At 44.7% G+C, this 12,932-nt stretch carries 14 protein-coding genes; 10 read left to right on the top strand and 4 right to left on the bottom strand.

Annotation, left to right across the window (positions count from 1 at the left end):
- The first annotated feature begins 69 nt into the window (after positions 1–69).
- Complete coding sequence (locus BN1691_RS06565) at positions 70–630, top strand: REP-associated tyrosine transposase (RefSeq protein ID WP_048601431.1); 561 nt, start codon at positions 70–72, stop codon at positions 628–630.
- Here BN1691_RS06565 and BN1691_RS06560 read toward each other — a convergent pair.
- Genes BN1691_RS06560 through BN1691_RS06545 form a run of 4 tightly spaced genes read right to left on the bottom strand, consistent with a single transcriptional unit; the run spans position 619 to position 4,888 of the window.
- Positions 619–1,665 (bottom strand): ComEC/Rec2 family competence protein, encoded by a 1,047-nt coding sequence (locus BN1691_RS06560; protein ID WP_048601430.1) that lies wholly within the window; start codon positions 1,663–1,665, stop codon positions 619–621. The two genes, BN1691_RS06565 and BN1691_RS06560, sit on opposite strands and share 12 nt — an antisense overlap.
- A 23-nt stretch (positions 1,666–1,688) precedes the next feature.
- Positions 1,689–2,528, bottom strand: coding sequence for a carbohydrate ABC transporter permease (locus tag BN1691_RS06555; RefSeq protein WP_048601429.1), 840 nt, complete (start codon positions 2,526–2,528; stop codon positions 1,689–1,691).
- Positions 2,529–2,542: 14 nt separating this feature from the next.
- Entirely contained in the window at positions 2,543–3,466 is a 924-nt protein-coding gene (locus BN1691_RS06550; protein ID WP_048601428.1) for a carbohydrate ABC transporter permease, read from the bottom strand.
- A gap of 39 nt (positions 3,467–3,505) precedes the next feature.
- Complete coding sequence (locus BN1691_RS06545) at positions 3,506–4,888, bottom strand: ABC transporter substrate-binding protein (RefSeq protein ID WP_048601427.1); 1,383 nt, start codon at positions 4,886–4,888, stop codon at positions 3,506–3,508.
- Between the two features lie 410 nt (positions 4,889–5,298).
- Between BN1691_RS06545 and BN1691_RS06540 the strand changes: the two genes are divergently transcribed.
- From BN1691_RS06540 to BN1691_RS06500, 9 genes are all read left to right on the top strand, one after another.
- A complete protein-coding gene (locus BN1691_RS06540; protein WP_147545720.1) occupies positions 5,299–5,910 on the top strand; it encodes a glycerol-3-phosphate responsive antiterminator in 612 nt (203 codons plus the stop codon).
- Positions 5,882–6,463 carry an HAD family hydrolase gene (locus tag BN1691_RS06535; protein ID WP_048601426.1) on the top strand — a complete coding sequence of 194 codons (582 nt, stop codon included), beginning with the start codon at positions 5,882–5,884 and terminating at the stop codon, positions 6,461–6,463. The genes BN1691_RS06540 and BN1691_RS06535 overlap by 29 nt, the downstream gene beginning before the upstream one ends.
- A 192-nt stretch (positions 6,464–6,655) precedes the next feature.
- Positions 6,656–7,879, top strand: a complete 1,224-nt coding sequence (locus tag BN1691_RS06530; RefSeq protein WP_231638356.1) for a sensor histidine kinase — start codon at positions 6,656–6,658, stop codon at positions 7,877–7,879.
- Positions 7,848–8,555 carry a response regulator gene (locus BN1691_RS06525; protein WP_048601425.1) on the top strand — a complete coding sequence of 236 codons (708 nt, stop codon included), beginning with the start codon at positions 7,848–7,850 and terminating at the stop codon, positions 8,553–8,555. Before BN1691_RS06530 ends, BN1691_RS06525 begins: the two co-directional genes overlap by 32 nt.
- A gap of 76 nt (positions 8,556–8,631) precedes the next feature.
- Entirely contained in the window at positions 8,632–9,027 is a 396-nt protein-coding gene (locus BN1691_RS06520) for a glycosyltransferase family 2 protein (protein ID WP_048601424.1), read from the top strand.
- Positions 9,028–9,151: 124 nt separating this feature from the next.
- Positions 9,152–10,840: a GGDEF domain-containing protein gene (locus tag BN1691_RS06515; RefSeq protein WP_048601423.1), complete on the top strand. Its 1,689-nt coding sequence runs from the start codon at positions 9,152–9,154 to the stop codon at positions 10,838–10,840.
- Positions 10,841–10,918: 78 nt separating this feature from the next.
- Positions 10,919–11,773, top strand: coding sequence for a DegV family protein (locus BN1691_RS06510; RefSeq protein ID WP_048601422.1), 855 nt, complete (start codon positions 10,919–10,921; stop codon positions 11,771–11,773).
- A gap of 39 nt (positions 11,774–11,812) precedes the next feature.
- On the top strand, positions 11,813–12,385 hold the full coding sequence (locus tag BN1691_RS06505; RefSeq protein ID WP_048601421.1) for a hypothetical protein: 573 nt from the start codon (positions 11,813–11,815) through the stop codon (positions 12,383–12,385).
- On the top strand, positions 12,382–12,930 hold the full coding sequence (locus tag BN1691_RS06500; protein WP_048601420.1) for a hypothetical protein: 549 nt from the start codon (positions 12,382–12,384) through the stop codon (positions 12,928–12,930). The genes BN1691_RS06505 and BN1691_RS06500 overlap by 4 nt, the downstream gene beginning before the upstream one ends.
- The last annotated feature ends 2 nt before the right edge of the window (positions 12,931–12,932 follow it).

Here is a 12,932-nt window from a genome sequence, read left to right as displayed (position 1 = left end):
CCCCCATCACGTTAAAGCTTTAACGTAGTGGGGGTCTGACCCCTAAATACAAATGAAAGGATGATGAAGTTGGCACGAAAGCCGAGGATATGGTTTCCAGGTGCCATCTACCATATTACTGCACGTGGAAATCGACGTTCTTCGTTGTTCCATGATCAAAGGGATTATCGGAAGTATTTCGCTTTACTGAAAGAGACCCGCACGGAATTCCCCTTCATTCTCCACGCATATTGCCTCATGCCCAATCACATTCATCTTCTACTCGAAACTTTAGAGACACCTCCAGGTTTGATTATGAAAAAATGGCATGCCAGCTATGCTCTAGCATTTAACAAGCGTCATGACTTAGTCGGCCATCTATTTCAAGGACGATACGGTGCAAAGTTAGTAAAAAATGATGAATACTTCCTTACTGTTAGTCGATATATTCACCGTAATCCATTGGAAGCTCAAATGGTGAAAAAAGCTGAAGAGTACCCTTGGAGTAGCTATGCAGCCTACTTTTTTGGTCGAAAAAACCCCTATATCACCACTACAAAAACCTTCTCCTATTTTTCTGAACCACAAAGAGAGCAGTATCGGAAGTTTATTGAAGAAGGGGGTCAGTCCCCCAGTGATTTAACGCTTTAACACAGTGGGGGTCTGACCCCAAGTTATTAAAAGATGTCCATCTATACCGGTGATAAAGACATCAATATCCTGCTTTCGATAGCGATCGTAAACAGCCTTGCTCTGAAAAAGGTTGGCACTCATAATAACGTATTTAGGCTGAACTGCTGTAATAAAGGACTTGGAAGAGGAGGTCTTATCCCCATGGTGAGGTGCATCTAACACATCTGCCTGCAGCTTCGGACCAAGGCGTTCTACCAGATCATACTCCCGCTCTTTATAAATATCCCCTGTAAAAAGGATGCTCTGATCCTCATAGGTTAAGCGCATGACCAGGGAATGGTTGTTGATAGTGGAAGTGCTTAACTCAGCTGGCAGGGTGGATGGACCTGTCCCCTTCGGTGGATTCAGAACCTCGATGGTTACCTCCTCGCCTAACTGTAAAAGGTCTCCCTCTTCTAAATAGGTCACCGGAATTTGCCGTTCTTCCAGGAGAGCTACCACCGATTTATAGGTCTCTGTGGTGTGGGGCACATTCACCGTTAAAAATTGTTTGATTTCCAGCGTTCGCAAAAGGGTAGTGTAGCCACCAATATGGTCATGGTGGGGATGGGTTGCCACTGCATAGTCAAGATGCGTCAATCCCAGCTGTTGCAAATACTCTGCTACCTTGGGACCCACCTCCTTGATACCTGCATCAATCAGCATCGTTTCGCCATTGGGAGCATGAATTAAGATGGCATCCCCCGACTTCTCTTCGGCTTCCAGGTGGAAATATCGTATCTGTAGCTGACCATTGGATAATTCCGGATTGAAGAAGCGCTGGATAAAATCCTGATTTTGTTCCTCTCCTGCTGCGAGTTCTCCTTCACCCGTCAGCCCAAGCCCATCAGCAGATAATTCCACAGAGGCTGAGATGTGATCCCCTTGATCCTCTCCATCCTTTCCATCAAGAACCCCAGTGAATACGAGGAGAATCAGGGCGAGGAGAGGGATGAGTAAAGCAGCTCCCCAGCGCCCCCATTTTCCTAACTTCCAATTCCTATGATGATTCAAGCTCGTTCACCTCCTAAAAAAATCTAGCGAAACGTAGAATTGGACATGGCTTGCACAATATAGCGCTGCGCAATAATAAAAAGTAACACGATGGGTAGGATGGTGAGCACACTACCGGCCATAATCAGATGCCAGTTGGTCACCTCTGTTCCCACAAAGGTATCCTTTAGCATGGCAATCCCCACGGTGAGGACGCGCATACTCTCCTGATTGGTAGCGATGAGCGGCCAGAAGTAGGAGTTCCAGCTAGCGATGAAGATAAAGATTCCCAGTGTAATGACCGTAGGACGGGCCATGGGAACGAGAATTCCATAGAGAATCTGCCAACGATTGGCGCCATCCAGCTGGGCTGCTTCAATTACGCTGTTATCAATGGATTTAAAGGCTTGACGCAGTAGAAAAATTCCATATGCTGAGATGGCGTGAGGGACAATTAAGCCAGCAAAGGTATTGAGCCAGCCTAGTTTTGATACCATTACATAGACTGGAATGAAGGTTACTTCTCCAGGGATCATCATGGCTGCAAGTACAAGGAGAAATAATTGGTCTCGTCCGCGGAATCGTCCTTTCGCAAAGGCATAGGCAGTGATGATGGCAAAATTGAGCTGGAGTAGGAGGATACCGACCGTCATCAGGATGGTGTTCAGCATATAAGTGCCAAAGGGCGCCATTTGAAAGGCATCCAGATAGTTTTCCCAATGCCACTCTGCAGGCCAGAGGGTTGGTGTGGTGGTATTGATCTCCTTCTCCGATTTGAAGGAGGTGATGATCATCCAGTAGATGGGAAAGCAGAAAATCAAGGTGCTAGCTAAGGCTAGCATGAAGCGGGTGGATGAGAGAAATCTTCCGATGAGCTGTGGCATGGATTCACTTCCACCTACCCTTCGTAATGAACTTTCCGTTTTGATAGCTTCATCATTAGTGCTGTGAGAGTCAGTAAAATGACGAAGAGGATTACCACCAGTGCAGAGGACCGACCAACACGGAATTCATGGAAGGCGGTCTCATAGATCCAGTAGACGATCACCTTCGTAGAATTGAGGGGTCCTCCTCCGGTCATCACATCCACCGATTGAAAAACCTGCATGGAACCGATCACCGAGGTGACTAGTAAAAAGAGGGTGATGGGGGAGAGGAGTGGCAAGGTAATATACCAGAAGCGTTGCCACCCGTTGGCTCCGTCCACCTTCGCTGCCTCATAATACTCCGCAGGGATCCCTCGTAAGCCTGCAAGAAAAATCATCATGGCATACCCTGTGCTCTTCCAAGCCGTCACGATGATGATGGCCCATAGCGCTGTCTTCGGACTGAGTAACCAATTGACGGGCTCCAATCCGAAGAAGGCGATGATTTGATTGAGGATGCCGTAATTGGTATTGAAAATCCAAAGAAAGATCATGGCACAGACCACCATGGCGATGTAATGTGGCATGAAGATCAGCAAGCGCATGATGCTATAATGACGAGCGATCTTATTCAAGAGTAGAGCGAGAAGAAGGCCGAGGATCATGGTGATGCCCACATCGAAAAAGGTATAGAGAAAGGTTACCTTCATCACTTGATAAAAGTCAGGATTATTGAAGACCCAGAGATAATTTTTCCACCCCACCCATTCCTTCTCAGGGCGAATAAAATTCCACTTGGTAAAGCTGAGATAAAGAGTGTAGAGCAAGGGATAGAAGGTAAAGAGGGCGAGTAGAAACAAAGCAGGTGTAACCATCCCCAGATCCTTTAGCTTCTCCCTTGTGGTATAGTGGAGCTTTTGCTTCGGTAAAGAGAATTTTTTTGCAATTGGTAGCATCGCATTCAACTCACATTCATCACAATCATGGGCAACCCCTTAATAGTCTTCCAAGATCTCGTTCATCTGCTTGGCAGCCTGCTCCATTAATTGGTCCACGTCGCCGCCTTCCAAGGAGATTTTCCCTACTACTTCCTCATAGAGCTTGCGGAATTCCCCGTAGGCTGGATGTTGAATCCGTGGGTTTACGTTATCGAACCAATCAAGGATGGCTTTATACTGAGGCTTCTCTGTCAAGAACCGCTGTCCAGCCTCAGAAGCGAGGGCTGATTTTCGTGTAGGTAGATAGCCGGTAAAGTCGGTGAATGCAATATTATGCTCAGCCGAGGTCATAAAGTTGACGAATTGCCAGGCAGCCTCTTTCTCAGCATCAGGAATATCGTTCATGATGACGATCCCTGCACCACCAATATGGGTTTCACGGTTCATGTCAGCTGGTAAGAAGGAGACACCGATCTCGAAGCCTGCGTTCTCGATATACCAGTCAATATTGGCAGAGGTATGCTCTACCATAGCAACCTTTTGGTCGAGGAAGAGCTGTTTCATTTCACCAGAAGCTCCTTTTCCATAGGGTAAGAGTAGCCAGCCGTTCTCTTTCCAGGTCTGGAAGTTCTTCAGGAATTTCTTCGTACCCTCCTGATTCAGTCCGGATTGCCCGTTTTCATCGATGATCTGTCCACCACCATTGATGATCCAAGGGTCATAGTACCAAGCACTCCAACCAGGGATGGCGAAAGCGTGGCGAGTGGTGGTGTTTCCCTCTTTGATGGTGAGAGCCTCAGCGAAAGCAGGGACTTCCGCCCAGGTTTCTGGTGGTTTCACGCCAGCCTCATCAAGCATGGCTTTGTTATAGATAAAGACTGATGCGCTAACCACTAAGGGTAGGCCTACTTGCTTACCGTTGTAGCTATAGGCACGTAGCATCCCTTTTGAAAAGTCGTCAAGGTCTACTTGGTCACGTTGAATAAAAGGTTCAATTTCTGCGAGGATACCGCTCTCGGCAAAGTGGGGGATGCTGGCGGATTCTAGTACGGTAACAGTAGGTAAATTACCAGCTGCTAAGGAAGCGATTAATTTCTTTTCAAGGTCACCATAGCCCCCTTGGAAGACAGCTTCCACTGTGATGTGGGGATACGCTTTTTTAAACTCTTCAAGCATATAGTTGAGTCCTTCAACCTGTGTATCGCCATGGCTATGCCAGTACTGGATGGTTACGGGTTCAACTGCTTCAGCTTGTGAAGTTGCAGATGTTTGATTTGCAGTGGCAGAATTGACGGTGGATCCTTTCGCTCCTGCGGAGGTGTCTTGAGTAGTTCCTCCTTTGCCTTCTGAGGAGGAATTGCAAGCAACTAACGATGAGAATGCAAATATCAAGGTAAGTAGAAGAAATAATCCTTTACGTCCGAATATTGATTTCAACATTGGTTCTACTCCTTTCATCATCGAGAGAATTTACCTAAATGGATCTGATTGACATGTGAGTGTCGAGTAGCTGGAAGCAGATGAGAAAAGAAGAAGACCTTTAATAGAACAGGCTGGAAAATGTCCTTCCATAAGGACCAAACTTTCCATGCTCTATTAAAGGTCTCTCATTTATTCTCTGACCTAGTTTCCTCACTTGTCATTTATTACATTATCATCTCACTATTAAGGCAGTGTTGAGGAGGTGTAAATAATTGGGGTCAGACCCCCATCGATTTAACGCTTTAATGTAATGGGGGTCTGACCCCACTTTACAAAAGATTTACACCAACCCCATCCCTCCTTTACAGGGATCGTATAGAGTGGGGGTTGTAGAAGAGTGAAGATGAGGAGAGGAAGGGGTTCTGTAGATGAAGCTGTATCGTGACCAGTTCATTCGTTATATCGAAGAGGATCGTCTCATCGTCTCCGTCAAAGAAGCAAGGCATTTAGAGAAAGCGCTAGCGTCACCAGCACGCGTCATCTTTCTATTGACGGGCAATATTGGGGTGGTAAAGCGTTATGTGCAGCTCTTTCAGCAGGAAGGAAAGCTGGTCTTCCTCCACATGGAGAAAATCGGAGGATTAAGCTGTGACAAGGAAGGGATGCATTTCCTCAGCTCCTATCTCAAACCAACGGGAATTGTCAGCACGAAGAATAGTATGATTAAGCTCGCTAACCGTTTGGGCCTACTCACCATCCAACGTCTGTTTCTCATTGACCATGATGCCCTGCACCATGGACTGCAATCGGTAGAGGAGAACCAACCAGATGCAGTAGAAGTGATGCCAGCCCTTTTGCCCTCTTATCTTGATTACTTACGGAGCAAGACAGAGTATCCACTGATAACAGGAGGGCTAATACAGAACCAGGAGCAGATGAAGCTGGCGCTATGTCATGGTGCCAGGGCTGTTTCCACAGGGACACCAGTATTATGGAAGGAGCTACCTACTGATGTCAAAAATTCGTACTGTACTCTTTGATCTGGATGGAACATTACTAGATAGTAAAAAGTTAGTGGTCGATGCTGTTTATCATACTCTGGATCATTTTATGCCCAAGCGTTATGAATACGAAGCGGTGGAAGCACGTTTTGGTATGGCATTTGAACCTTTTCTTGCCTCGTTGATCCCAGAACGGAAAGAGGAGGTGCTAGACTATTTTAATCGATACACACTGCGTTACCATGACGAAGCAGTCCAGCTCTTCCCAGGTGTGGAGGAGATCCTTCAGCAGTTAACACTGGAGGGCTATCAGTTAGGGTTGGTGACCAATAAGACACGTAGTCTTACAAACCGAGCATTGCAGCTCTTTGATCTGGAAGAGTTCTTTAGTGTGATCATTACGTTAGATGATGTGAGGTGTGGGAAGCCAGATCCGGAACCACTTTATCGAGCATGCTCCTATTTACAGGTCAAGCCTGCTGAAGCAGTGCTGATAGGAGATAGCCAGTATGATCGGTTAGCAGCGAAAGCAGCAGGGATGCCTTTTTGCTTTGTGGGGTCAGACCCCCATAACGTTAAAGCTTTAAAGTAGTGGGGGTCTGACCCCAAATAATCATATTTATAATATAATAATAAAATCATTAGGATGAAGTGGTAGGACTTCATTCTTTTTTGATTAATAGAAATGATTCATTTGTTCCACCCCAAACATAGTTAGAATCGTGTACAATAGTAACAGCACAAGTACTTCCAAGGTGCTAAATGGGAAAAAGGTGAGACGGCAATGGATCCATTCGTAGACGTAATGACCGATGATAAAGAACAACCCCAAGAAATTAAGGTGATGGATCAAGTTTTAAAGAAAACCATCGGTCATGTGCAGGATAGTCAGAAGAAAATCTATGAGATTTTTGAAGCTTCCCAGCAGGAAGGAAGTAACTTACATAAGGAGTTACAACGGCTGAATGGTGAAGTAGCGGAAGTGGTAGAGCACTACGATGAGGTGGAGTTGAAAACACGTAAGGCTCGTAGCCATTTGGCTATGGTGAGTCGTTATTTCGATCGCTACAGTGAGGAAGATATTCGGAAGGCCTACGAGAACGCTAATCAGCTTCAACTGGAGCTTGGTGTGCTTCGTGAGCGAGAAACCAATCTTCGTCGGCGTCGTGATGAACTCCAGATTCGCTTGCGTAATCTCGAAATTACCATTCAGCGTGCAGAATCCCTCATCACTCAGTTAGGGGTTGTATTTGAGTATCTCTCCGGAAGTATTTCACAGATGAAAGAGGAGCTAGAGAATGCTCAATTAAAATCACAGCTCGGATTACAAATTATCCAGGCTCAAGAAGATGAGCGGAAGCGTGTAGCGCGGGATATCCACGATGGTCCTGCCCAATCTATGGCAAACCTGGTGCTAAGGACCGAAATTATTGAAAAACTTCTAAATCAGCAGGATTTTAGTAAGGTACGTAGCGAATTAAAAGAATTAAAAGTATTGGTTCGCCAAAGTCTAGCTGATGTTAGAAAGATTATCTTCGACCTGCGCCCCATGGCGTTGGATGACTTAGGAATCGTACCTGCTGTTCGTCGATATGCGGAACGATTTCAAGAAGAATACGGTGTGGAGACAATTGTTCAGGTTCGAGGTCGGGAGGTTCGGTTATTCTCTACGAGAGAGGTTGCTGTTTTTCGCCTGATTCAAGAGGCCCTAAGCAATGTGGCGAAGCATAGTCAAGCCACTCATGTTCATATCAATTTCCACTTCGGTGATGAGAAGTTAATGGTAGCAGTACAGGATAATGGCATTGGTTTTGATGTGAATGGCGTGCGAGAGAAAGCCACATATGGGATCATGGGGATGGAAGAACGTATTTCTCTGCTCAAGGGTAGAATGGGCTTTCAATCAGCAGGGGGGAAGGGCACAGTCGTTATATTTACGATTCCAATACATGATGATATAGACAAGGAGGATCTAGATGGAGAACACGAAGATCGTATTGGTCGATGATCACTTATTGTTCCGGGAGGGACTTAAGCGCATCCTACAGATGGAAGACAATATGGAAATCATAGGTGAAGCAGGAACTGGTAGAGAAGCAGTAAAACTCGTAGAAGAATTGAACCCTGATGTTGTGTTGATGGATATTAACATGCCTGACCTAAACGGGGTGGATGCCACTGAACAGATTCTTGAAGTCTGCCCCGACATGAAGATCATCATCCTCTCCATCCATGATGATGAGAGCTATGTACAGAGAACTTTACGTACAGGTGCCCGCGGTTATCTACTAAAGGAAATGGACTCTGATACCTTGATTCAAGCTGTTCAAGCAGTTGCACGAGGAGAAGCATTTATCCATCCACGGGTTACGGGTCGTCTCATCGAGGAGTATCGTCGTCTCTGCGATAAAGAAGAGATTACGCAAATCTATGATTCTGTGCCCACCATGAAGGACCCAGAAAAGTATGCCCTCCTCACGCCCCGTGAGCGGGAAGTACTGCAATTGATGGCAGAGGGTAAGAGTAATCGAATGATTGGTGAACAAGCCTATATTAGTGAGAAGACTGTAAAAAACCATGTAAGCAGCATTCTGCAGAAGTTAGATGTGTTGGACCGTACTCATGCGGTTGTTAAGGCGATTAAGAATGGTTGGGTTCGTTTGGATAAAGAGATCGACCGTTAATTTTTTTGCTGGTCTTATACATAGCGATACACGGAATATAGACGAAAGGCATACCCTAAATTAGGAGGGATGCCTTTTGTTTATCTGGGTATCTATCATATTGTTAGTTTGTCTCATGGCACAAGGAGTGTTATTACTATACCTGCAGTGGGTTCAAGTGCATCGTTCAACAGCGAAACCACATGGGTATGCGATTCTGGTAGGGAATTCCGCTGCAGAGATCGAAGGGACCATTCGGAAGCTCTACCGTAAAGCATCCATGCAAGGCGTAGATATTGAGTTAATTGTGGTGGACTTTTCATCGGAGGATGATACGATTCAGGTTTTAGAACGACTAGCGCAATACTATCAACTTCATTACTACACCGCTGAAGAGTGGGAAGAAACCATCGGTAGTGTGGAGCGAGATCAAGTTAGTGAGAATAGGCTAGAGGTCATTGATTTACGGCGTTCTCTCAAGTGGACACGCTAGAAATATGGTAATTTATTAGTAGGGTGGGAAAAATAATACAGACAAGGTAGGAAAATTGGAGTATAATTAAGGATAAATATCTATTGCCATATATGCTGATAAGTGGTACGGGAAGGGGATTCAATTGCAGAAACGTAGCGGTTTTCTTCTCATACTATTATTTATATCCTATTTGGTATTCGTTGTTGGGAGTTGGGTCCTTCAACCTAGTTGGGATTGGTCACAATGGCCCCTCTTCTTCTCCCTCCTTATTCTGCAAATTATGACATATGCCTATCCATTAGTAATTAAGCAGCAACGTGTGATTCTAAGCCTCACAGTAACTCTACCTCTTCTATATACTTGGGGAATGGTAGCGGAGCTTTGGGTTACACAGTTGGCAATTATTTTAGCGACACTCCAGAATCCAAGACGTACATGGCAGGAAGGTGCAGGTAGTCTAATCTCTGCTGGTTGGAGCTCTTTTATCGCAGGTTTGGTCTATACTGAAGTGAGGAATGAACTGCTACATTATCCGTTCTCGCATATTAATACGATAAGCTCTTTACTTCTTTATGTTCTCATCTATCTGGTTCTATCATTGCTGATCCATGCATTCTTAGAACAGGAGCGCATCCGTTTTTCTCATGTACTTTTTCTCATACCATTCCATTTTCTAGCTATCGTTCTCAGCTTCCTATTAATTCTCGTCATTGAAGAACTGGGCCTCATCGGCTTTTTATTCTTTGCCGTTCCTTACTTGGGAATGGTCATCTTAATCAATACATATGAAGAGAATAAGTTGGCCAATCATAATCTCCAAACCTTATATCAAACCTGTTTTCGCTTCACTTCACAGCTCGAGAGAGAACGTGTGCTGGATGCTGTACATGAGGCGATGGCTCAGATCCTTCCAGGCAATTATTACAGTATTCACCTCGTGGATGGAGAACAACTCATCCAATGGACAGGCACAGAAGATCATAAATCTACGACAGTACCTAATGGGACAATCAGGAGGATACCCCTCGGTAAAGGTGTGGTAGGGCGTGTTGCTGCCACAAGCAAGCCCATGTTGATCTATGATCTATTTGAATTGTTGTCAGTACCTGAGCCCATTGAGGAAGAAGCGCAGTTTCGATCCATGGTTGCGGTACCCATTATCGGAGATGGGAAGGTACTCGGAGTGCTGTCCTGTGCAGATTCAGCCGAATTTACCTACCGTAAGGAGCACGTAACTTACTTGCAAATTCTAGCTGGACAAGCTTCTGTAGCTCTCCTCAATGCATACCAATTTGGGATTACAGAGCGGCGAGCACGCTATGATGAATTGACGGGTCTTTTTAACTACCGCACTTTTTTACAAATCCTCACAGAGCGACTAGAATCAGCACGGATTGAAGAAGTACCCTATAGTCTTTTAATGATTGATCTCGATTATTTTAAAAAGGTAAATGATACCTATGGGCATCTTGCAGGTAATCAGGTATTGCAAGAATGTGCCCGACTCTTTAAAGGGTCATTGCGAAATCCACAAGACGTGGTGGCTCGTTATGGTGGAGAGGAATTTGTCATTCTCTTAAACAATATGGAGCAGGAAGAGGCATATTTATGGGCTGAACAATTACGTAGTGTCATTGCACAGACACCCATACAAATCCCATCAACACTACAGGAGGACGGATGGCATAGCATCCAGATTACATTAAGTATTGGCATCGCCACCTATCCTATTCAAGGACAGGTAGGGAGTGAACTTCTCCGTTACGCGGACCGTGCTATGTATCGTGGAGCGAAGCAAGAGGGCCGAAACCGTGTAGCGATTTATGCGTAATTACTAGTGGGATTCTATACCTTGTGCCGATAAATACGTATAATGGATGTTAGGTGATTCTGTGGAAGGAGTGTGGAAATGAGTAAAATCGCAATTGTTACTGATAGTACAAGCTATATACCCGAAGATGAACTTGAAGCTTATGGTATTGAAATCGTCTCCCTTCAGGTAATTTTTGGCGAAGAGAGTTATCGTGAATATAAGGAGATTAGTAATGATGACTTCTATCGCATGCTGAAGGAACGTAGGGATCTACCCACCACTTCGCAACCTTCGGTAGGAGAGATCCTTACTACCTATGAACGGCTAGCTAAAGAGTATGATGAGATTATTTCCATCCATATCTCAAGTAAGATTAGTGGTACCTACCATTCCGCCTTAGCAGCCAGTCGCATGATCCAAGGAGCCAATGTTCATGTATTCGATTCAGGCATCGCTACCTATGCCCTGGGATTCTATGTGGTTGAGGCAGCTCGTATGGCTAAGGAAGGGAAGAGTGTTGACGAAATTATGGTACGGTTGGACGAGCTTCAGCAGAGCCAGGATCAATACTTTCTCGTGGACAATTTAGCTCATCTCCATCGTGGTGGCCGTCTCAATGCAGCTCAATTCCTTGTAGGATCGATGTTGAAGGTGAAGCCGATCTTAACCTTCCGTAATAAGGAGATCGTTGTATTCGAAAAGGTACGTACATACAATCGGGCGAAGCAACGTATTTTTGAATTACTAGAAGAGATCTTAGAACAGGGGTACCCGATGCGCCTCGGTATCATTCATGCCCGTCGTTTGGAGGAGGCTACCGCCTGGAAGGAAGAGTTTGAAAATCAATATGGCGAGCAAGTTGAGGTGGTTATCTCTGAATTTGGTCCTGTCATTGGGACGCACGTAGGAGAAGGGGCAATCGGTTTAAGCTGGATTCGTCGTTACTCATAAAGAAATCTTGTTCAAAGTTAAAAGAGGAGGGGTGGTGGAATGATCCAGATTCAGCGAATCACAACGATGTTGATCTCATTGATCTTTCTTATTCTTATGGTATTTGCATGGGACTGGTTTTCTCCACTCTCCCAAGCCATTCTCTGGGGAATTGTGTTGGTAGCGCTCGTGATTAGCATGTTCTGCTGGCATTATGGTGGTCGGCGTAATCCGCTTCTTCGCTATCCATCAGCTATCCTCCTTATGCTTTACTTTCTTTTTTCCGCCTACTTTGTCTATGAAACAGGAGGAGTATATAGTCAATACTTCCCTTTACTCTTTATTTTCCCCTTAACTTATAGCGCGATGATGTCACATTGGGGCTGGTTTCTAGCTGTCAATTTTTCAGGTATGATTTACACGATTTATCTCTTTATCACAACAGGTGATCCTAGTACCAGCTGGTTGAACTTTCATATCCTTTTACAGTATAGTGTGATATTTACGGTGAGCGGACTGCTCCTCTATTTCAATTCACCTTGCTTACATTGTCATACGCCCAAAGATTGTGGAAAGCATATAAACTGTCCTGTGGAATTGATCGAGGATCTTCAGGAAGGAAGAGAACATTGAATCAAAGAGAAAGATTAGCGATTAATCTATTATTATTTTTACTCCAATTATTGCTTATGTTGCTGGGGATTGTTCAGATCTCCATCGAGAATAATTGGCTTTATTTCATCTTCTTGCTCATTACGGGGATGCTGCTATTCTACATTGGCGTCAGGAGTAAGACAGATCGTGATTTTATGCGTGAACCATTGATCATTTATCTTCCATCCATCCTTGCCCTGCTTGCGATCTGGTTTACTGGAGGCAGTAGTAGTCTACTCTTTCCTGAACTTTTACTCATTCCAGTAATCATTGTATCAGTCAACCTTCCAAGGCGTATTGCCATGAGTGTAGCCAGCTTAAATATGCTGATTATCTGGCTCTTTGCCTTCGTGGAACCAAGCTATTTTCCCAATACCTCCAGTACGGTCTACCTCTTCATATATACCATCTTGATTCTTGCTATACCACAAATTTTTGGCTATCTCATTCGCCATCGTATTCACACATATCGGCTTGTATTTAAAGAATTCTCTGCAATGGAAGAGAAAAAATTAAACAAATGATT

Source organism: Rubeoparvulum massiliense (genome assembly GCF_001049895.1).
GTDB lineage: Bacteria > Bacillota > Bacilli > Rubeoparvulales > Rubeoparvulaceae > Rubeoparvulum > Rubeoparvulum massiliense.
The sequence above is the reverse complement of the archived record's forward strand: the minus strand, read 5'-3'. Positions and strand labels throughout refer to the sequence as shown.